Raw genomic sequence first — 21305 nt, 5'->3', positions numbered from 1 at the left:
TATGGTGGGGTTGGGCAAGTTACTCAATCGGGGGCAGAATCGTTGCTACACGGCCACGTACACATCGGGCAGGTTGCGGCCCAGCCCGTCGTAGTCGAGGCCGTAGCCCACCACAAAATCGTTGGGGATTTCCTTGGCCACGTAGCGGATAGTCAACTCGTGGCGCAGGCTTTCGGGCTTGAAAAACAGCGTGGCAATCTCCACCGACGCCGGGCCTTTGCTTTGCAGCGTGGGCAGCAGGTGGTGCATAGTGGTGCCGGTGTCCACGATGTCTTCGACGAGAATGATGTCGCGGCCCTGCACCTCTTCGCGCAGGCCCAACACTTCCTGCACCACGCCGGTGCTGCCGGTGCCCTCGTAGGAGGCTACCCGGATGAAGACAATCTCGCAATCGCCCCGGTAATATTTCAACAAATCGGAGGCAAACATGAAGCCGCCGGTAAGCACCACCACGAACAAAGGCCGGCGGCCGGCGTAGTCGGCACTCAGGCGGGTGGCCAGCGCTACCACAGCTTCATCCAGCTGATTAGCCGACAGATACGGCCGAAATTCTTTGTTGTGGATGGTAACGTTGGCGTGGCCCATGCGGCGCGAGGGGGTGTAATGAGGGTGCAAAGCTACGGCCGGAATCGTCTGGACCGCAGATTTAACGGATGAAACGGATTGAACGGATTCAACTGCCTGCCACCTTTTTGAATGAATGGCATACCACCAAAAAGGCCACTACCTATAAAGTAGCGGCCTTTTTGTTTCACGAGTCAGGGCAAACGTAACCCGTTCAATCCGCTTCGTTTCTTAAATCTGCGGTTCAGGCTACTTCACCAGCACCGTGTAGATGAAATGCGCAGCGGCTGGAGCCGCTTCGGCAAAGGCATAGCGCACGTGGGGATGACTGGTAATTTCCACCCGCTCCTTCTCGAGCTGCACCGGGGCCATGCCGCGCTCGCCATCCTTCTGAGCAATGTGGGGGGCAATAACCAGCGACACGATGCTCATCAGCTTGATGAGGATATTCATGCTTGGGCCGGAAGTGTCTTTGAAAGGGTCGCCCACGGTGTCGCCGGTTACCGAGGCTTTGTGAGCATCGGAGCCTTTGTATTCCATCTTGCCGTTCACCATCACGCCTTTTTCGAAGGACTTCTTGGCGTTGTCCCACGCGCCGCCGGCGTTGCTCTGGAACATGGCCATCAACACGCCACTCACCGTGACGCCGGCCAGAAGGCCACCCAGTACGTGCGGCCCAAATAGGAAGCCCACGATAATGGGCGAAAGCAGCGCAATGGCGCCCGGCAGAATCATCTCCCGAATAGCAGCGGTAGTTGAAATAGCCACGCACTTCTCGTACTCGGGCCGGCCGGTGCCTTCCATAATGCCCGGAATCTCGCGGAACTGACGGCGCACTTCCTGCACCATGGCCATGGCCGCGCGGCCCACGGCCGCAATGGCCAGCGCCGAGAAGATGAACGGAATCATGGCGCCCACAAACAGGCCGGCCAGCACTTCGGCGTTCGAAATATCGATGGTATCGATGTGGGCCGTGCCCATGAAGGCGGCAAACAGCGCCAGAGAGGTGAGGGCCGCTGAGGCAATGGCGAAGCCTTTGCCGGTGGCGGCGGTGGTGTTGCCCACGGCATCCAGGATGTCGGTACGCTCGCGTACTTCTTTGGGCAGTTCGCACATTTCGGCGATGCCGCCGGCGTTGTCGGCAATGGGACCGAAGGCGTCAATGGCCAGTTGCATGGCCGTGGTAGCCATCATACCGGCGGCGGCAATGGCCACGCCGTAGAGGCCCGCTGCCTTGAAGCTGAGCACGATACCGGCGGCCAGCACCAGAATCGGCAATACCGTCGATTCCATGCCCACGGCCAGACCGCCGATAACGGTGGTGGCGTGGCCGGTGCTGCTTTGCTGCACAATGCTCATCACCGGTCGCTTGCCCATGGCCGTGTAGTATTCGGTAATGATGCTCATCAGCGTGCCCACCACGAGGCCCACCACCACGGCGTAGAACACGTGCATAGCATCGAAGCTGACGTGGCGAATTTCGAAATTACCCGAAGGCAGAATCCACATGATGAGGAAGTACGAAGCTACGGCCGACACGATGACCGAAATGTAATTGCCCAGGTTGAGGGCTGCCTGCACGTTGCCCCCCTCCTTCACCCGCACGCAGAGAATGCCGATGAGCGAAGCAATGATGCCCATACCGGCGATGGCCATCGGCAGGAAGATGGGCGACAGGCCGCCGAACTGGTCGCCGGCTACAGTTACTTCGCGGCCCAGCACCATAGTGGCCAAAATTGTCGCCACATAAGAACCGAACAGGTCGGCACCCATGCCGGCCACGTCGCCCACGTTGTCGCCCACGTTGTCGGCAATAGTAGCGGGGTTGCGAGGGTCGTCTTCAGGAATGCCGGCTTCGACTTTGCCCACGAGGTCAGCCCCAACGTCGGCCGCCTTGGTGTAGATGCCGCCGCCCACGCGGGCAAACAGGGCAATGCTTTCCGCGCCCAGCGAGAAGCCGGTGAGGACTTCGAGGGCTTTCTCCATCTCTGTGCCGTTGGCGAGGCCGCTAGGCACGAACATTTTATAGAACACAATGAACAGCGAACCCAAGCCAAGTACGGCCAAGCCAGCCACGCCCATGCCCATCACCGAGCCGCCTGAAAACGACACATTGAGCGCGGTGCTAAGGCTGGTTTTGGCTGCCTGCGCGGTGCGGACGTTGGCCTTGGTGGCAATCTTCATCCCGATGAAGCCAGCCAGGGCCGAGAACACCGCGCCAATGAGAAAGGCGATGACGATGACCGGGCTGGAGTTGCCGCTGGTGCTGCCCAGGTAGAAAAGGAAGGCCCCGGCGATGAGGCCGAACAGGGCCAGCACCTTGTATTCGGCCTTGAGGAAGGCAATGGCGCCGTCGGCGATATAGCCGGCGATGGTCGTCATGCGGGCATCGCCGGCATCCTGCCGGGCCACCCAACCGGCGCGCAGCCAGGTGTAGAGCAAGGCAAAAATGCCCAACGCGGGCACTGCGTAGAGGTAATTCGTCATAAAAGGTGAATGGGTGGGAAAAAGTGAGTTAAGCGGTTTTCGGTTCGCAAAATAGCGGAAATGCTATCGAATACAACCTTTTCAATTAATCTCTTTAGCAAAAGCCTTTTGCCAAGTACTTCCGGCCAACCAGACGCTCCGCAATCGATACCGGTCCAGACAGCACTAGAGCCCTGATTTGAATTGCTTCAATCAGGGCTCGTGCGGCGAAAATCGAATTATTTATTTGGCTCTCGCTTACAGCTCGCGCATCAGCACCTGGTAGAGGACGAGCATGCTATCGATGTCGCGTTTGTGCACCAATTCATCAGGTGAATGCACGTGGTCTTCAGGCGCACCAATGAAGCACCAGTCCCAAGGCGCGGCGGCGTGTTGCAGCTCTTTGGCGTCGGAGCCGCCGCTGCCTTCTACTTCGAGTTGGTGCGGGACGCCCGAAGCGGCGGCAATGGCCCGAATGCGGTTGACGTAGCTGCGGCGCGGGATGAGCGAATCGCGCAGCGAAATGGCGCAGCCTTGGCCCGCATGTACGCCTTCTGTCACCCACGTAATGTCGGAGATGAGGGCTTGGCGCACGCCGTAGGTGTCGTAAATATACTTGGCCAGGTAGGCCACCGAGCCGCCGCCGTGCTCCTCCCAACACGAGAAGGCGATGATGCCGTGCTCCAGCGTTTCGCATAGGCGCAGGGCATTCCACACGCCAAGGCGGTTGTCGAGGTAGCAGCTTTGTACCGTATTTTCGGTTTCGCGGAAGTCGCAGTAAAACGTCAGTTCGGTGCCCCGGTCGATTTCGCGCGGGAACGCATAGCCAAGTTCGCCGGTTTCTTCATCAACCGTTAAAGTACAATCTATCTCACCTTGCGAATCCTTCCCTACCAATCGATATCCGGCCTCGGCCTGCGGGCCCCCGATGCGCACGAGCTGGCGCCCGTAGCGCACCGTGAAGCCGATGCTGTCGAGGTGGGCGAAAACGGCTGTGCGGGGCTCACCAAACACCAGCAGCAGGCAATCCTGCAGGTTTTCGTGGGCCACCACGCGGGGCTGGTGCTGCCACGAAGCTTGGTGCCGACGCACGTAGTCGAGGACGAATTGGGTGAGTTGAGCTTCGTTGCCCGAGGGGGCCGCGATGCGGCAAAGCTGGTGCAGGAGTTGCATAGGAAACCGGGAAAACGTCCAAAGCTAGGCCAAAGTCCGTACTTTAGCTGTTCCATTTCCCCTTCGGCTCTTCCGCGGAACGCCAGTCCTGCCCTCTATATACCGTTTATGCTGCGTTCGCTGCTTTGTTTCTGCCTCGCGCTGCTGTTGCTGCCGCTGCCGGGCCGAGCCCAAACGCCTGATACCATTCGCCAGGTGCCGCCGATGCGCACCGTGGCTCTCGATTCGGTAGGCGTACTACCGTCGGCGGTGGACACGAAAGGCTGGCTTCTGCTCGACAAAGACATTCAGCTGGAACTAGATGGGGCCGTCCATAATATTTACAATTTTAAGTTCGACAAAGCGGAGAAGCAGTTTCGCTCGTTGCGCCGCCGCTACCCCAACCACCCCATGCCCTACTTTTTACTGGGCCTCAGCACGTGGTGGAAAATTCAGCCATCTAATTTTCAGTCGACACAGTACGACAAAGCTTTTTTCGCCTATATCGATACGGCCGCGACCAAAGCCCAGAAGCTGTTCGATGCCGACAACAACAATTACGAAGCCAGCTTTTTCCTGTCAGCCTCCTACGGGTTTTCGGCCCGGCTGCACGGCGAGCGTCACGACTGGCGCAAAGCGACCGTAGATGCTCGACGCTCACTCAACTACCTCAAAAAGAGCCAGGAAGCCAATGGACTAAGCCCGGAATTTCAGTTCGGGCAGGCCCTGTTTAACTACTATTCGGTTTGGATTGGCGAGAACTACACATTGCTCAAGCCAGTGCTGCTGTTTTTTCCGAAAGGCGATAAGAAAGTGGGGCTTCAGCAGTTGCGCAGCGTAGCCGCCAATGGCTTCTACACCGCCACCGAGGCGAAGGTATTTTTAATGCGTATCCTCAAAAATGAGGAAAACAACGCTGAAGAAGCCCTACCCGTGGCCAAGCAGTTGGCCACTACTTATCCTGACAACGGTTTCTTTCAACGCTTCTACGCGTTGCTGGCTTACGACCAAGGCGAGTTCACTGACTGTGAGCGGGTGAGCCGCGAAATTCTCGATAAAATCAACAAAGGCATGCCTGGCTACGAGGCCATTAGTGGGCGCTACGCCAGCTATTTCTTAGGCTATCTGATGCAAAACCGCTACCGCGATTTGGCCAAGGCGAAGGATTATTTTCAGCGTTGCATCGTGTTTTCGGAAAGTACTGGTGACACCGACGGCGGATTTTACCTGTTTGCCAATGCCAATTTGGCTCGCATAGCGGCGAAAGAAAAAGACGTAGCAGCTGCTAAGCGCTATTACGAAGTGGTAGCTGATAAGGCCTCTCGCAAATCGGAGATGTATAAAGAGGCAAGTCTTTGGCTGAAAAAGAACCGTAAGGCCGTATAAGCAATGGAACTCAAAGACTTATTTATTACTCCTTTTTATTTAGCTCTCATTTATGCTATTGCCTATGGAGTACGGTCATCGGTCACAAACGTATATACAAAAAAGTACTTTATTCCGGCCCTAACAGTGAAGCTGGTCGGAGCTATTGCTCTAGGCATTCTTTATCATACGCTGTACGCAGGCGATACCAACAACTACTACCACCAGGCTGGCATTGTTTACCATGCTTTTGGTGATTCGTTTGCGGCGGGTTTCGAGTTGGTTACAACTTCTGGCGATGTGACCCCGGCAATTAGTAAATACACCGACCAATTGACTTGGTTTGGTCATGGGAGCAATGAATACTTTGTAATTCGAGTAGCCGCTGTTTTTGCGCTACTCAGTTTCAACACCTACACTGTGATTGCCGTGCTATTTGCTGCCGCCACCTTCACGGGCATGTGGGCTATGTACATGACTTTCGCCAAGATTCAGCCGGCCGCTTATAAGGAATTGGCTACGGCCGTATTTTTCCTGCCTTCGGTATTTTTCTGGGGCTCGGGCTTGCTTAAAGATTCGCTTTGTTTGGGTGCGTTGGGCTGGTTGTTTTATGCTTTTTATCGAGGTGCCATCCAGCGACGTGATATTTTGCGCTGTGTATTACTCGGAACCGGGGCAGTAGGCGTTGTCTTCGCCATGAAAATCTATATTCTGCTGGCATTCATGCCGCCAGCCTTGTTGTGGGTATTCAATGAAAGTACTCGAGATATACGTAGCCCGCTTGTACGCCTATTGGCTAAGCCGGTTTTTCTGGGTTTAGGAGCTGTTGCTGCCTTTTTTGCGATGTCACAATTAGCTGCGGCCGATGCTCGTTTTAATCTTGATAAAATTGGAGAACAAAGCAAGCTTACTGCCGATTACTTGCAACAGGTAAGCAAAACAGAACAAGGCTCGGGTTATAACATTGGGGTTCAGGATGGCACTTTGGGCGGTATGGCCAAACTTGCCCCGCAAGCAGTAGTAGTAGCATTATTCCGTCCTTTTCTGTGGGAGGCTCGCAACCCTACTATGCTACTTTCCGCCTTGGAGTCAACTTATTTTCTTATTCTCACACTGCGTATTTTATGGCAAGTGGGCGTAGGCAGAGCGTTGGCCACCGTAAGCAGTGTGCCAGTGCTTACACTTTGCTTTGTGTTTAGTCTGATTTTCGCCGTTTCCGTCGGCATTTCCAGTGGTAACTTCGGCACGTTGGTACGTTATAAAATTCCCCTCATGCCTTTCTATCTGAGCGGGCTATATATTATGCAAAGCCTTATTAATTCAGCGGCCAGTCTGCGCAAGGCGCGCCAAGCAAGAACTGCCCAATTGGCCCGTGCCTAACGCTAGCTGAACAAGGCCAGAAAGTTGGGGGTGTTGGCCACTACCGAATAACGCTGCTCGATGGTAGCACGGGCTGCTGCACCTAACTGCTGACGCAAGCCGGCATCGGCCAGAATCCGGCGCAGGCTTGCTTCCCACTCCTGGGGCGTGGCGCACACAAAACCATTCTGGCCGTGCTGCACCACTTCGGTATTCATGCCCACTGGCGACACCAGCGGGGGAACACCCAAGGCCATGTATTGCAGGGCTTTAAATGCACATTTACCTTTGGCCCAAAGGTCGTCTTCCAGCGGCATCAGGCCGATGTGAAAGCCCAGTAGGTCGGCAATCTCGGTTTCCTTGCGCCAGGGAAGGTATACCAGCGAGCGCAGCGGGAAAGCTGGCGGCTGGTTTGAGATAACTCGGAACTCAAAATCCAGGCCTTCGGCCTCAAGCTGAGCCAGTACGGGCACCACTTGGTCGAGGTATTTCAAGGTGGAATGCGTGCCCGTCCAGCCAATAACCAAGCGGCCGGGAGCTGCCTGGTCGCGCACCCGGTTGTGCAGGTTCACTGTGTCGATGGTGGTGGGGTTGACAATGGCACGGGGGTTGAACTGCCGAGCGTAGTCGGCCAGATAGGTATTGCCGCAGCTGTTTTTGTAAGCCCAGCGGCAAATATCGGCCACCTTGTGGTGCCACTTCACGCCGGCGGCAATCTTGTTCGCTTCCGAAGTATTGGCTAGCCAAATGGCGTCGTCGAAGTCGTAAATAAGCTTCTTGCGCAGCACCCGGGCCATCAGCCACTCGAATATGGGCGGGCCTACCGGTGCAGCTTCGCGGTGCACAAACACAAAATCGTACTTCGGCACCGAAAACAGCAGGGCTGCCCGTCGGGCAAAGCCGCCGAGGATTCCTACCGCTTTGGCAATGGTGTGTCCGGGCCGGTATAGAATATCCCAGGTAGCTACCGACAGAAAAGGCACGAGCCGGTATTGATGTCCGCTTGCCTGCAGCACGTCAAGGTATTGCTCGAAACGGAAGCGCTGCGAAGGTGCCCGGCCGGGCGGATAGGGAACGACGAATAGAATGCGCACTGAAGAAAGCTTACTTAATAAGTTTGGTAAAATTGCAGCACAACCCCGGCAACATGGTCCTGCTCAGCAGCGGTCAGCTCATAGAACAGGGGCAGCCGCACTAAGCAGTTGCCGTAATGGTCGGCCCATGGCAGGGCCCGGCCGTCATGCTGCGGGTGGTAGTAAGGGCTGCTGTGCAAGGGCACGTAGTGGAAAACCGCCATAATGCCGTGATGGCGCAGTTCCGCAATCAACGCGGTGCGCTCGGCCAAGCTGCGGCATACGAGGTAAAACAGATGGCCGTTGTTGGTGGCGTAGGCGGGCAGCTGCGGCAAGCCCACTCCGTGGGCAGCTAGCGGAGCCAGCGCATGGGCATAGCGTTGCCAGATGGCCCGGCGGCGTTGCTGAATATCGGCTAGGTTTTCGAGCTGAGCCCAGAGATAGGCGGCAATGATGTCGGAAGGAAGAAACGACGAACCCACATCCACCCAACTATACTTAGCCACTTCGCCGCGAAAAAATGCTGACCGGGAAGTACCCTTTTCACGGATAATCTCGGCCCGAGCCCCATATTTCGGGTCGTTGATGGCTAGCAAGCCGCCCTCGCCGGCAATAATGTTCTTGGTTTCGTGAAAAGAGAACGTGCCCAGCTGGCCCAGGCTGCCCAAGGGGCGGCCGTGGTGGTAACTGTCGATGGCGTGAGCAGCGTCTTCTACCACGGCTACCTGGTGCTGGCGGGCCACGGCCAGCACCGTATCCATGTCGCAGGCAATGCCGGCGTAGTGCACCGGCACAATGGCCCGGGTACGGGGCGTGACAAGGGCAGCCAGTGCCCCGGCATCGAGGTTGGGGTTAAGCGGCGTGCTATCGATAAATATTACTTTGGCTCCGCGCAACACAAACGCGTTGGCAGCGCTCACGAAGGTGAAAGATGGCATCAGAACCTCATCGCCGGGACGGATGTCGAGCAGCAGCGCGGCCATTTCCAATGCGTCGGTGCAGGAAGTGGTCAGCAGTGCCCGGCCAAACCCAAGTTGCTGCTCGAAGTACGCATGCACCCGTTGGGTGAAAAGACCATCGCCGGATATTTTACCCGAGCGTACGGCCTGCTCGATGTAGCGGGTTTCGTGGCCGGAGAAATAAGGCTTGTTGAAGGGAATGGCAAACGACATGCGCAGGCAGCTGGCCAGCAAAGGTACGCCCAAGGGCTCCGGCTTCAGAGCCAGAGGTGGTAAACGTGCTCGATGTGCGCAGGCGTAAAACCGCAATAGGCGTAGAAACGGCACGCACGCGCATTGTCGAGCTGCGTGGTGACGCGCACTTGCGCGCACTGCCACTCCCGCGCCGCGGGCAGGGCGGCCTGCAGCAAGTACTGGCCCAGGCCCTGCCCCCGCCTGCCGGCGCGCACCGCCAGCAGGCCGATGGTGGCCACTTCACCATCGGCCTGCATCGTGAGCAGGCCAGTGGGTGTGCCATCGGGGTCAAAGCACGCCCATACTGCCCGGGCCAACTCGCCGGCGAGTGAGTCCCGCAGCCATTGGCTATAGAGCCGTTCGAATACTCCTGGGGCAAATTTCGGGTCGAGCCGGAAGCGAGAATACGTGCCGCTTTGCCAGGCCAGTTCTTCTAGAGCCGGGCTCCAGGCACGAACTAGCTGTGCATTGGACGGGCTGCTGGGGAGTGGACCGGCCAGCGGCCGCTGCAACAGCACTTTACGGTCGACGAGTTGGCCACCAACTCGCTGTACGGCGGCCGCGCTAACCGAGTCGGCAGGGTCGAGCAACAGATACACCAAGCGCAATTGCTGGGCGCGGGCCTCGGCCAGCAGCTCGTTTAGCCCATCGACGTTGACCGGGGCCACCACCGCGCGGGCCACGCCAAAACCTAAAAACTGGCTGTCCCAAGCCAGCGTTTCCAACAGTGGCGTGCTCATGAGGCGGGGGGGGAACCGGGTTCCGCCACCTCATCAATGAGGTAGAGCGGGCGGTTTTTCACCTGTTCAAAGGTCTTGCCCACGTAGAGGCCCACCAAGCCCAGCGCCGCCAGCAGAAGTCCTGAAAAAAACCAGATTGAAATAATAAGACTGGCGTAGCCGGGCTGCAGAATCAGGCCTAACCAATAGCGCACTAGCGTAATGGGCACAAACAGCAGGGCTCCGGCCGCCAGCAGCCCCCCTGCCTGTACGGCCAAACGCAGCGGTTTGTCCGAACTGACCAGTACAATATCGAGGCCCAGGCCCAGCCGGCGGCTCAGGCTATAGGTGCTGCGCCCAGCCGGCCGCGCCGCGTGCTCTACTGGTAAATACCCGGCCCGAAAGCCTACCCAGCGCACCATGGTAGGAAAGTAGCGGATGCTTTCGCGCAACGCAAGCACCGCCGCAATCACCCGGCGGTGGTAAATTCCGAAATTGCCTATCTCAGGATTTTGTGGCAAGCCGGTGAGGTAGGCCAGAACCCAATAGAAGAGCCGTGACAGCAAACGGGTGTGCCAGACATCGCGCCGCTGAGTACGGCAGGCCAGCACCAGGTCGAAGCCCTGGCGGGTGGCGGCAAACAGGGCGGGAATTTCCTCCGGGCGGTCCTGCAGGTCGCAATCCAGCACCACTACCCACTCGCCATGGCAATGGTCAAGCCCGGCCGTAATGGCCCGGTGCTGCCCAAAGTTGCGACTTAAGCGCAGGCCCCGCACCCGGCCGTCCTGCCCGGCCAGTGCTTCAATCCGCGCCCAGGAGTCGTCGGTACTACGGTCGTCGACCAAAATAATCTCGTAGGCGGGAGAGAGCAGCTGCAAGGCCGCGTGCAGGCGCTGCACCAGTTCCTCTACCGTCGCATTGGCCTGATACACCGGGCTGACAACGGAAAATTGCGGACGAGCCAATGAATAAGCGCGGGGTTTCATATACGGATACGGGCACTAAGCTACGGCGGCGCGCTGCAAGACAGGCGGCTATCCTAACGGTCAGCCACTACTGCTCGGTAGCACGCGGCCAACCGCTCGTATGTGTGAGCCGGAGCAAACTTACGCCGTACAAACGCGCGCCCGGCCACTGAAAACGCCAGCCGCTGCGCCCGGCTACCAGCCAGCTCCACAATGGCCGCCGACATAGCGGGTACGTCGCGATTGGGCACTAATAGGCCCGACTGCCCGTTTTCGAATAGTTCGGCCGGGCCGCCGCAGTCGCTGGCAATCAGCGGCACTCCATAGTAAAGCGCATCCAGGCAGGTGAGCGAGAAGGATTCGGCCTCCGAGAAGTTGAGCACCACATCGTGGTTTTTCACCAAGGCCTCTGTGTCGGTGGCGAAGCCGGAAAAATGTACTACGCCCGCCAGACCGGCCTGCTGCACACTGGCCTCCAGTTCCTGGCGGAAGGCTTGGTTCTTGGCCAAGCCCATGTCGCCGCCCACAAAGTGCAATTGCAAACGCGGCTGTTGGGTATAAGCCTGCCGGAATGCCTGCAGCGCCAAGTCCTGGCCCTTACCGCGAATGTAGTTGCTTAGGTACAGCAGCCGGATAGGTCCGGTCACGGCTTCAGCTACTTCATAGGTCGGGTGCGCCTCGCCGCGGGCGGGCAGCGGGTCGTACACAGTCAGCACCCGCGGGTGGCCGGGGGCAAAGTAAGCCCGCACGGCATCCGACACGCACAGCACGCGCTGCGCCAGGCGCTCGGCCAGCCAGCGCCACGGCCGGGCAAAGAGCTGCGGCAGCGCCTGCGGCAAAAACCGTACGTGCGTCAGCACGGGCAGCCGCCCCAGACTGAAAGCGCGGGCCACGTAGCCGGTCAGGTTGTAAAAGTCGTTGAGATGGATGGCCCGCGCCCCTTCACGGCGGGCCAGTCGGTACAGGTGCCAGCCGTTGAGCAGCAGCAGCGGCAGGTAGCGCAGCAGGTCGGCGGGCCGGCGGCTGATTTCCACGAAGGGCAGCTCGTGCACGCAATAGCCATCGGCTTCCAGCACCGGGCGCGCCGTGCTGCCCGTGGGCACCACGTACACGAACCCAAACTGCCCGCGCAGCGGCGTGGTAGCATGGCGCAGCGCATTCAGCGCGCCGGTTACCGCGCGCGAGTTATCGACAACCAGAATGGTAGGCAGCTTATTCACGGCCAACCTGCTCTATAAGCTCCACCCATTGCCCAAAGATGCGCTCCCGGGTGAAATCCTTCATGCGCAGGGCAGCCAATTGGCCTAGGCGAGCGCGCTCGTGCTCGTTCGCTAGCAAAGCCGTCAGGGAAGCCGTCCATTCGGCCTGGTCGTTGACCAGTGTGGCCGGCTGGTTGAGCATGGGCAGCAGTACCCCGTAAGCACCGGTTTCGGCCCGACGCAGCGGAGTAGTAGGGCTGGCCGTAGCAGGCGCCAGCATTTCACGGGGGCCCGTAGGACAATCGGTGCTCAGTACGGGCAGGCCGCATACCATGGCCTCGCCCAGCGCCATCGGAAAACCCTCCCAAGCCGAGGGAAATACGAAAGCCGTGGCCGGCCGCAGGTATTTGAACGGATTTTGCTGCAGCCCCAGAAAATAAACGTCGTAGTCAGGGGTGAGCGGGGCTTCTTCCCAAGCCGCAAACACTCGCAGGCCCAGCGCGCGGGCGTGGCTTAGCAGCGGGTCGCGCAGTTCGCCGTCGCCCACAAACACCAGCTTGGCCGGCTGCTGACGCAGTACCGCCGCAAAGATATCAAGTAGAGGGGCCTGATTTTTCTGCAGCGTGAGGCGCCCAGATGTTACCAGCACCGGCGCTGCGGCGTACACGGCCGCTTCGGCCGCTGAGAGTGCCTCCTGGCTTTTGGCCTCAATCTGGGCCACTTCAAAAAAGTTGTTGATGGTCAGCAGTTTTTCGCGCTTAACTCCGAACCCTTCCACCAACTCCGGAATAATGTCGCGGCTCACCGTCACAATGCGGTCGGCACGGTTGTACAGGGCCGGAATCAGCACCTTCTTGCGCAGCCAACCGATGGGACCGCGAATGTTGGCATCGTGCAGCTTCGAGCCGTGCACGCACAGAATGGTTTTGCCCGGCCCGCCGCTGAGCAGGTTCACGTAGTCGGCCCCTTCGAGATGGCTGATAACCACCAGCGGCTGCAACCGCTCGCGCAGCCGGCGCAGTCCGCTGATGCGGCGCCGAAAATTCTGCAGCTTCGCTACTGCTCCTCCCCCGCCGCTCACTTCCAGGCTCACCACCGGGTTGCCGCTCGGGTACAGGTCGTCGCCGTCGGCATTGAATACGGCCTCCGTCACGGCGTACTTATTGGCCAGTTCCACGCTGTGGTCGTGAAAAACGCGTTGCGCGCCCCCCAACCCTAGGTTTGGAATCAGCAACAGAATTTTAGAGGGGAAAGTCATCGATATGAAGGAATAGCTGAAGCGTTAGTGTTGCAGCAGCGCCGCCAGGCGCTGGCGCAGCGCGCTAGGTTCCACGAGAAAAACTGCCGAAAACGGCTGTAAGCCTACTGTCCCAATCTGGACATCATACTAATATTCTAATTTATTGGTTAATATTTATATACATTCAAAGAGTTGCTTAATAATTAAAAATAATGGCGGCGGTTTGGTTTAAAGAAGGGTGATTTTACTATCTCACTCAAATAATGCTTCCTTGACTTTGGCCTTCCCAACCATGTTGAAAGGCTTTAAAGCTGAATTGAATGGTAAAGTAAAATTTTAGATTAGATATTTCCCCATTCTAGACCACCCGCTTTTATATATTTCATAAAAATTAAACTCCTCTTCTTAATAGTATCATTCCTACTTGATGCATTTTACATTATTTGAATCAACTTCAACAAAGCAATATTAACGTTAAAAAATAAATTCGACTCAAGCATAACTACTCAAATTTTACTCAACGATTTTATCCAGAACTTAAACCGCTGCCGAAGTGTAATTGCAAAATATTTTGCCAATGGACTGTTCTCAAATTCCCAGATTCCTTTTAGCCAGTTTTGCGGATATGTATAACAGACTTCAAACCACCGTTCGCCTAAACCGTGGCGTAACGCGCTAGGTTCGAATAATGGTTTTTCATCATTATACAGGATAATTTTGAGCAGCCACATTTCTACTTCTTTTAAAGTCAAATCGCCAAGTGGGCGGTTGAGCATAGAAATGACATTATGTAGCTTTAGCTCACGCTCAGTATAGGGAAGTCCCCAGTCACTTAGCAATCGCGCACGCACCTCATCCGCTACGCTAGCCCTATCTGTCAGGATGGTGTTTTTACTAACTTTCGGTGGTACCCTATAGTGAAATAGTACTTCAGGCAGCGCAACTGCCCACAACTCTCGTATATACCGGGCAAAAAAATCGTAGTCCTCGGTCTGCCGCAATGCTGCGTCATATTGCATTCCGCCTTCCCTAAACAAGTAAGTCCTTAGCATCAGCGTAGGATTACCAATAGGCAACGTGAATAAAGTTAACACCTGGACGGCCTCCGGAGTCACCGGGTAACGATTTAAATAAATGCTGTCCCCAAAGTTTTGAATCCAACTTCCCACAGCATTTATTTCCGGATGATTTTCCAGATAAGCGACCTGACGGGCTAGTCGCTCAGGGTGGCATATATCATCGCCATCCATTTTAGCAATATACTGCCCGCGTACTGCTGCCAGCCCCGCATTGTCGCTACCCGCCCGGCCCAAATTTTGAGTATTGCGAATCAGTATTATTCGGTCATCTGAAATACTGGCAACTATCGCCGCAGTATCGTCAGTTGATAAATCATCGACTACAATTAACTCAAAGTCAATAAAAGTTTGACTTAAAATGCTTGCTATCGTTTCACGAATGTAAGGAGCAACATTATAAACGGGCAATAAAACGGATACTTTAGGTACCATAGGTTCCACACTTAACGCACTAATGCCTGAACGTCTGTCAGCCAGAGGTCAAGTAATTCAAGTTCCTTTGGAGTCACAATATTTTCTTTTGCCAGTTCAGCATAAGCGCTGCGTAAGTTCTCAGCTACTGTTACGCTTGGATTTATAGCTCTTTTCACCGCCGCAATTACTTTATTTGGATGGAGATAGCACGGTATTTCTGACTCGAAGTCTTTAACATAATCGTGTGGGTTGCGCACCTGTATTACCGTTGCTTCAGTAAAACCAAGTCGGTAGCCGTGCGCCCACATAATCGGCTGTGCCACTAAGCCGCGTAGAATGTCTGTGAATCGAAAAGTTACGTACGCAGGCAGGTAGAGCAAAGGAAAAAGTTCGCTCCGCACGGCAGTATTCTGAGAGTTAAAAGGGCAAAGAGTACCTTCAGCCAAAACAATTGGTGTACGCTTATCGAAAAAAATCTCAGTGTTGTCCACCAGTCGGTATATAGCGTCTACATCAGGGTCACTATCGGCCAAGCCTTGCCAGATTCCGACTTTCACGTTTTCTGTGCTTAAATCACCTTCTTTCATGTTGTGGCTTTCGTCAAGGATAAGGTCGAGCGGATAACCACGGGGCCAGATATGATGCGAAGTAAAATTTTTATATAGGTTTACGAATCCCCTATTTACCGGTGTAGTGCAATACTCTCCTTCCATGCTGGGAAATGTCCAGTCGTCATAAGGAATATTGTCATCGTCGGTGTCGATAATCATTTGAGCGCCCTGCTGCATAGCGTGCAGGTAGCCCATCATTTTGCGCCCATAATGATTAAAAGGAAGTTTAGTCGAAAGTTGAAATCCTTGGCCTTCTTGGTCAGTCACGGATAGATATGTAGCCCCGGCAGCCTCCCACTGAGCCGGTGATTTCTTGTCGCCTGCCACAATAAGCTGATGGGTGGGCAAGGCTGCAAATTTGATAACCGCTTCGGTTGGCGCAAAAATGGACGTAATGACGATGGCAGGCTTGGTACTCATTATGTGAAGATGTAAATCGAAAAAAGAGGTGGTGGGCTGGGCCCACGACTAAAAAAGAAATTGCTAGGCGACAGATGAGACTGTTCCAAATGATTCTTGGTAAACGCGGGCTATACCTTCACGAAGGTCGATGTGATGCTCCCAACCTAATGCACGCAATCGTGACACATCGAGCAGTTTGCGAGGCGTGCCGTCGGGCTTGGTGGCATCGAGTTGAATGTTGCCCGTGTAGCCGGTGACATTACGCACCAGTTCAGCCAGTTCCAGAATGGTAAGGTCCTCACCAGTACCCACGTTAATGGGCGCGGGCGCGCTGTAATTATCCAATAGGTGCAGGCAGGCTATAGCTAAGTCATCAACGTGCAAAAACTCGCGGCGCGGTGTGCCTGAGCCCCATATAACCACCTCTGGCTGACCATTCATTTTTGCTTCGTGAAACTTGCGTAACATGGCAGGCAGCACGTGCGAATTTGCTAGGTCGTAGTTATCGCCCGGACCATACAAATTAGTAGGCATCGCGCTGATATAGTCGCAACCATGTTGCTTGCGAAAATACTCACAAAGCTTGATGCCAGCAATTTTGGCAATAGCATAGGCTTCATTGGTTGGTTCGAGCGGGCTGGTGAGCAGGTACTCCTCTCGGATAGGCTGCGGACACATTTTGGGGTACACGCAGGATGACCCCAAAAACAATAGCTTGCGTACACTGTGCTGATGGCTTTGCTCGATTACGTTGGTTTGCAACTGCAGATTATCCAAAAGGAAATCAGCCGGATAGGTATTATTAGCTTGAATCCCACCAACTTTAGCAGCGGCCAATAATACATATTCGGGCTTTTCGGTTTCAAAAAAAGCTGCTACATCCACTTGTTTCCGCAGGTCGAGTTCTTGCGAAGTGCGTACCACTAGGTTGTGGTAGCCTTCCAACTTTAGGCGGCGCACCAGTGCTGACCCCACCATGCCCCGGTGACCGGCTACATAGATTTTTGCGTTTTTTTCCATCTTTAAAAAGTCAGCGGAGCTTCGTCGAAGCAACGATTGCGCACTATTTACTCTGCGTAAGCCTGTGGGATGTGGTGGCCGCCTTCGCGCAGGTAGGCATCACGCTTAAACAGGTTCAAATCGGCTTGTACCATTTCCTGCACTAGCGCAGGCAGATCGTATTTAGGTTCCCAGCCCAGTTGACGCTTGGCTTTAGTGGGGTCGCCGATGAGTAACTCTACTTCTGTGGGACGGAAATACCGCTCATCAATTTCGACTACCACCGTTCCTGCAGGAAGTTGAAATTCGGCGTCTCGACAGGATGCTACTGTGCCGCGTTCGGCAACCCCTTCTCCCGAAAAGACCACATCAATCCCCAACTCAGCAAACGCTAAGCGCACGAATTCTCGCACAGTAGTCGTGACACCAGTGGCAATTACGTAATCCTCGGCCTCATCTTGCTGCAACATGCGCCACATGGCTTCCACATAGTCCTTGGCATGGCCCCAGTCGCGCTTGGCATCTAGGTTGCCAAGATATAGTTTGCCTTGTAAGCCCAGCGCAATACGGGCAGTGGCCCGGGTAATTTTACGGGTCACGAAAGTTTCGCCACGTTGCGGGCTTTCGTGGTTGAAAAGAATGCCATTACAAGCGTACATGCCATAAGCTTCACGGTAATTAACCGTAATCCAATAGCCGTAGAGTTTAGCTACAGCGTAGGGCGAACGTGGGTAAAAAGGTGTTGTTTCGCGCTGAGGAACCTCTTGTACTAGTCCATACAATTCTGAGGTACTAGCCTGATAAATGCGGGTTTTCTTAGCCATACCCAGCAGGCGCACGGCTTCGAGCAGGCGTAGCGTACCGATACCATCAACATCAGCGGTGTACTCTGGCGTGTCAAAGCTAACCTTCACGTGAGACATTGCACCGAGATTATAAATCTCGTCGGGTTGCACTTCCTGAATAATGCGAATCAGATTGGTGGAGTCAGTCAGGTCGCCATAATGCAGCGTGAAGCGTACATGGGCCTCGTGCGGGTCTTGGTACAAGTGGTCGAGGCGCTGAGAGTTGAGCGAGGATGACCGACGCTTGATGCCGTGGACTTCGTACCCCTTAGACAGGAGCAGTTCGGTGAGATAGGACCCGTCCTGCCCCGTAATTCCGGTTATGAGTGCGCGTTTCAATGGAGTAATGTAAGTATGTTGAACTATTTGTTGCTTATGGTGTATGTCCCTGACCGAGTCTTGGCGTGTTGCCTCATTACGCAATTAGCTCAGTTCAGTTGGCGCACTAACTCTTGCAGAAGCGCAGCCCGGCACGAAGTATAGTGTTTTTGCAAAATGCTGTCATAAAGCGCAAGCGGCACCGTGCTCTGCTCTAAATAATTTAACATCAGCGCCTCAAATTGAGCATAGGAGCCAACATTTGGGCATACTTCGTCTAGCTGGTAAAAGCGGGTCTCTTCGTTGTCGGGATACCTCCCTAAGATTAGGCACTGGGCGCTAAGCAATTCTAAATAGCGTGGTGTGACAGGATTAAAACCGCCTGTACGCTTTTCACCACCATCAATTCCTGGTGTACTATAGAACGAAATTTTGCTGGCTCGCAGCAGTTCGATGTATTCTTCTCTTGTTTTAAACTCGCCTATTATCCCGCGCAGGTTTGATACGTAGCACAATACTCCATCGACTTCCTGCTGACGCAAAATCTCGACATTCGGATATTTGTTGCTAAATTCCTGCAAATAATTGCTTAGCACTGGGTTGGTACGGCCGGCAAGAACGACGTCATATTTCTTTTTGTATATCTTACCATGTTCTGCTTTATAGCGGTCAGACAGACTGAGCGGAAAATGGGCTAGATTCAATCGACAGCCTTGCTCTTTCAAATACGCTACCGCCTCCATACTAGAAATTAGCACGAGAGGACATTGTCGATAAGTTTGCTCAAAAGCGGCTATATCTGTCTGCTTCCACAAGTCGATAAAAGCTGGAATGGCTTTCGCAGATGTAGAGTAGTTGGGCTGGGTGTTAACGCCCATCTCAAACACCAAATAATACCCCTTAAATGGCCTAAACACGTTTGCCTTTTCAACCAAGTTATTAACCGGGTCTATAATTCCGGCTCCAGCCAGAAACTTCCGGCTTAATTTATTGATGAATAATTTCCTAAAAAGTGGAAAAGCATTTAGAATGGATATTTTTAATACTTTAGACAAGTCTTCTTCCCATTCATAGACCAAATCATAAAATGATGCTTTCAGATAAGACCTAGTCGATAATATAGCAGCTATAGTCATTTACTTGCACAATTTAAGTCTGATGGTTGAGCACATTCGGTTGCAAAGATAGTTAATTTACTGCGGATTTTAATAGATTTTTAACTATGAATATATAATTATATAAATACATATTTTATCAACAATTTTGGTAGCTGGATAAAAAAGTCAATTATAACCGATAATAAGGCATCGCGCATTTATCCCCACATCGTGCGACAGAATAGATTAGACGGTGTAATGCACGTACGAGTAAACTAGGGCGTGTGGACAGTTAACGGAGCTAAGCCAAGCGAGGGCGGCGAGTAGGTGCGCAGAGGCGGGGGGAGGCCGCCGTCTTGTCGTAGCGCGTGGCTAAGCTCCTGGCTTCTTTGAGCCGACCAAAGAAGCGTTCGGCCTTGTTGCGGTTGGCGTAGAGGTTCTGGTCGTAGGCGCGGGGCCCGTTGCGGCTGGTTTTGGGCAGCATCACCGGCTCGGCGTGGCGGCCGGCAATGGCGGCCAGCACCGCAACCGCATTGGTGCCATAGGCTTTGTCCGCCACGACGGCCCCGGGTGCGTGGCGTAAGCCCGCTAACAAGGCCGGCAACTGCGTGCAGTCGGCCCAGTGGCCCGGCGTGAGCACCAGGTGCAAGCAGTTGCCCAGCGCGTCGAGCACCGCGTGTAGCTTCGGCGAGAAGCCACCCCGGCTGCGGCCGAAACCTTCGGCCGCAGCCGGGGTGCTTTTTTTGCCCGGCCGCGGCTTTATGGGCCTTGACGGTGGTGGAATCCACCAGCACCCAAGCATAGTCGAGTTCCTGGACCGCTTGGAACAAGGCTTCCCACACCCCGGCTTGCGCCCAGCGCCAAAAGCGCCGCGCGACCGTGTTCCAGAAGCCAAACCGCTCGGGCCAGTCACGCCAGGAAATGCCCGTCCGTACGCGGTAAAGCACCGCATTGACAAACAACCGGTTGTCGCCCCCCGCGGCTCAACCGGCTCAGCGTAAAAGGTTCGAAGGCTTTCCATTCGTGTTCGCTTAACTCGTGGCGGCGCATTCGCCAAAACTACCGCTTACTGTCCACACTCTCTAGCTTGTGCTGTCACGCAACGGAATTAGTGTGAATATTCGCTATATCAATTCAAAACCTGCGAGTACCAGACATGGGTCGAATTAATAGTCGTGAATCGACGGAGTGTCCCTCGACGGTCTTGTTCCAGTGCCCAGCGTTACCAGCGGCCCAGCAGCACTGACTAGATGCCTTGGAAAGAGACATGGTCGGCTTGTTGAAGCCGGCTGCCACTTGGCACGCATACTTCACCTTGAAGGTTAGCCAGTATCTTTTGCGGGGTGGTGCGCACCCCACCAGAATACAGTTTTTAAGTTATAAGTAGCAAAAATTAAGACTTCCCGCTGTCCATTTCAGTTATAATACCTCAGACCCAAGATGGTGGGACAACGTTATTATCGAACTGTTCACGCATTGGCAGTGGAGTAATTTCCTAATAAAATGAAATCGTTGACCTGTGCCACGACAACACCCTTTGTGCGCTCAACCCTCTGCAGGTGGCCACTATTTTCTCACACAGTAATTCATAGAAACACGGTTTTATGAGTAGCTTTTACTCATAAAACCGTGTTAAAAACGTATTGAGTATCTGGTGTTGGTCTAATCAAGGATAATTCTTTGGTTGTACCGGTCGGCGCGAATTTTGATTCGCGCCGTGTGCATGGTTCAGCGATTTGCTGAAGGAACAGGACCTGCGCACGAGCATGCCGCAGCGCTGGCGCAACAATCAATTTAAGGCTTTGATGATGTTGGTCTGCCCTCCGCCCTTAGGATAAGACCGGTGAGGACCGGCCGGAAACAGGTCGGTGAAATACCAACAGTGCCGCCAGTAGCGTTTGGGCAGCGTGGCCCACAGCAACCGGCGGGCCGTGGCCGTGTCGCGGCGACCTAGCACCCAGGCCACGACGCGTCGACTGGCGCGCTCGACGGCCAACCAGAGCCAGACTTTGCGCCGTCGGCGGCTCACAAATGTCCACATCTCATCCAATTTCAGAGCTCCTCACTGCTTGCGTTGCGCCTTTTTATGCCGCAGGCGGGGAAAAGGTGGACATGGCTGCTACGCTTTTTTTGGCCACGGTCATGCGCGAAACGTTCGTCACGCGCCCGATGCTGTGCTGTGCGCTCGGCCAGGCGTACGTGTGTTGAGCTGTTACTATCTGCGATTATACTAACCCATCAGGTA

18 protein-coding genes and 1 pseudogene are annotated in these 21305 nt (G+C 54.8%); 2 read left to right on the top strand and 17 right to left on the bottom strand.

What is annotated here, in order from left to right; translation table 11 throughout:
• Positions 1-45: 45 nt before the first annotated feature.
• From MON38_RS15975 to MON38_RS15965, 3 genes are all read right to left on the bottom strand, one after another.
• The gene (locus MON38_RS15975; protein WP_338423781.1) at positions 46-615 is read right to left on the bottom strand and encodes a phosphoribosyltransferase; all 570 of its coding nucleotides are present in this window, start codon (positions 613-615) and stop codon (positions 46-48) included.
• A gap of 198 nt (positions 616-813) precedes the next feature.
• On the bottom strand, positions 814-3051 hold the full coding sequence (locus MON38_RS15970; protein WP_241937146.1) for a sodium-translocating pyrophosphatase: 2238 nt from the start codon (positions 3049-3051) through the stop codon (positions 814-816).
• Positions 3052-3288: 237 nt separating this feature from the next.
• Positions 3289-4203, bottom strand: coding sequence for an aminopeptidase (locus tag MON38_RS15965; protein WP_241937145.1), 915 nt, complete (start codon positions 4201-4203; stop codon positions 3289-3291).
• Here MON38_RS15965 and MON38_RS15960 point away from each other — a divergent pair.
• Together MON38_RS15960 and MON38_RS15955 are read left to right on the top strand one after the other, a co-directional pair.
• Complete coding sequence (locus MON38_RS15960) at positions 4198-5568, top strand: tetratricopeptide repeat protein (protein ID WP_241937144.1); 1371 nt, start codon at positions 4198-4200, stop codon at positions 5566-5568. The genes MON38_RS15965 and MON38_RS15960 overlap by 6 nt on opposite strands.
• Positions 5569-5571: 3 nt before the next feature.
• Positions 5572-6927, top strand: a complete 1356-nt coding sequence (locus MON38_RS15955) for a hypothetical protein (protein ID WP_241937143.1) — start codon at positions 5572-5574, stop codon at positions 6925-6927.
• Between the two features lie 2 nt (positions 6928-6929).
• Here the strand turns inward: MON38_RS15955 and MON38_RS15950 are convergent, their stop codons facing one another.
• From MON38_RS15950 to MON38_RS15890, 14 genes and pseudogenes are all read right to left on the bottom strand, one after another.
• The gene (locus tag MON38_RS15950) at positions 6930-8000 is read right to left on the bottom strand and encodes a glycosyltransferase family 4 protein (RefSeq protein ID WP_241937142.1); all 1071 of its coding nucleotides are present in this window, start codon (positions 7998-8000) and stop codon (positions 6930-6932) included.
• 14 nt (positions 8001-8014) lie between these two features.
• Positions 8015-9184 (bottom strand): dTDP-4-amino-4,6-dideoxygalactose transaminase, encoded by a 1170-nt coding sequence (gene rffA / locus MON38_RS15945; RefSeq protein ID WP_338423780.1) that lies wholly within the window; start codon positions 9182-9184, stop codon positions 8015-8017.
• Between the two features lie 11 nt (positions 9185-9195).
• The gene (locus MON38_RS15940; protein ID WP_241937141.1) at positions 9196-9912 is read right to left on the bottom strand and encodes a GNAT family N-acetyltransferase; all 717 of its coding nucleotides are present in this window, start codon (positions 9910-9912) and stop codon (positions 9196-9198) included.
• Positions 9909-10877, bottom strand: coding sequence for a glycosyltransferase family 2 protein (locus MON38_RS15935; protein ID WP_241937140.1), 969 nt, complete (start codon positions 10875-10877; stop codon positions 9909-9911). The genes MON38_RS15940 and MON38_RS15935 overlap by 4 nt, the downstream gene beginning before the upstream one ends.
• A 53-nt stretch (positions 10878-10930) precedes the next feature.
• Positions 10931-12076 carry a glycosyltransferase family 4 protein gene (locus tag MON38_RS15930; protein ID WP_241937139.1) on the bottom strand — a complete coding sequence of 382 codons (1146 nt, stop codon included), beginning with the start codon at positions 12074-12076 and terminating at the stop codon, positions 10931-10933.
• Positions 12069-13313, bottom strand: a complete 1245-nt coding sequence (locus tag MON38_RS15925; protein WP_241937138.1) for a glycosyltransferase — start codon at positions 13311-13313, stop codon at positions 12069-12071. The genes MON38_RS15930 and MON38_RS15925 overlap by 8 nt, the downstream gene beginning before the upstream one ends.
• 488 nt (positions 13314-13801) lie before the next feature.
• The gene (locus MON38_RS15920) at positions 13802-14806 is read right to left on the bottom strand and encodes a glycosyltransferase family 2 protein (protein WP_241937137.1); all 1005 of its coding nucleotides are present in this window, start codon (positions 14804-14806) and stop codon (positions 13802-13804) included.
• An 11-nt stretch (positions 14807-14817) separates the two neighbouring features.
• A complete protein-coding gene (locus MON38_RS15915; RefSeq protein WP_241937136.1) occupies positions 14818-15819 on the bottom strand; it encodes an STELLO glycosyltransferase family protein in 1002 nt (333 codons plus the stop codon).
• A 63-nt stretch (positions 15820-15882) separates the two neighbouring features.
• Entirely contained in the window at positions 15883-16821 is a 939-nt protein-coding gene (locus MON38_RS15910; protein ID WP_241937135.1) for a GDP-L-fucose synthase family protein, read from the bottom strand.
• A gap of 47 nt (positions 16822-16868) precedes the next feature.
• Positions 16869-17984 carry a GDP-mannose 4,6-dehydratase gene (gmd, locus tag MON38_RS15905; protein ID WP_241937134.1) on the bottom strand — a complete coding sequence of 372 codons (1116 nt, stop codon included), beginning with the start codon at positions 17982-17984 and terminating at the stop codon, positions 16869-16871.
• 89 nt (positions 17985-18073) lie between these two features.
• Positions 18074-19099: a hypothetical protein gene (locus tag MON38_RS15900; protein ID WP_241937133.1), complete on the bottom strand. Its 1026-nt coding sequence runs from the start codon at positions 19097-19099 to the stop codon at positions 18074-18076.
• A gap of 262 nt (positions 19100-19361) precedes the next feature.
• Positions 19362-19862: a transposase gene (locus tag MON38_RS15895; protein ID WP_277881525.1), complete on the bottom strand. Its 501-nt coding sequence runs from the start codon at positions 19860-19862 to the stop codon at positions 19362-19364.
• A 34-nt stretch (positions 19863-19896) separates the two neighbouring features.
• Positions 19897-20022: pseudogene (locus MON38_RS23000) on the bottom strand (transposase); the annotation flags it as partial.
• Positions 20023-20849: 827 nt separating this feature from the next.
• Positions 20850-21101 (bottom strand): IS1 family transposase, encoded by a 252-nt coding sequence (locus MON38_RS15890; protein ID WP_241937131.1) that lies wholly within the window; start codon positions 21099-21101, stop codon positions 20850-20852.
• Between the last annotated feature and the right edge of the window lie 204 nt (positions 21102-21305).

The organism is Hymenobacter cyanobacteriorum, from assembly GCF_022631375.1.
Lineage (GTDB): Bacteria > Bacteroidota > Bacteroidia > Cytophagales > Hymenobacteraceae > Hymenobacter > Hymenobacter cyanobacteriorum.
This window is presented reverse-complemented; position numbering and strand designations above follow the sequence as displayed.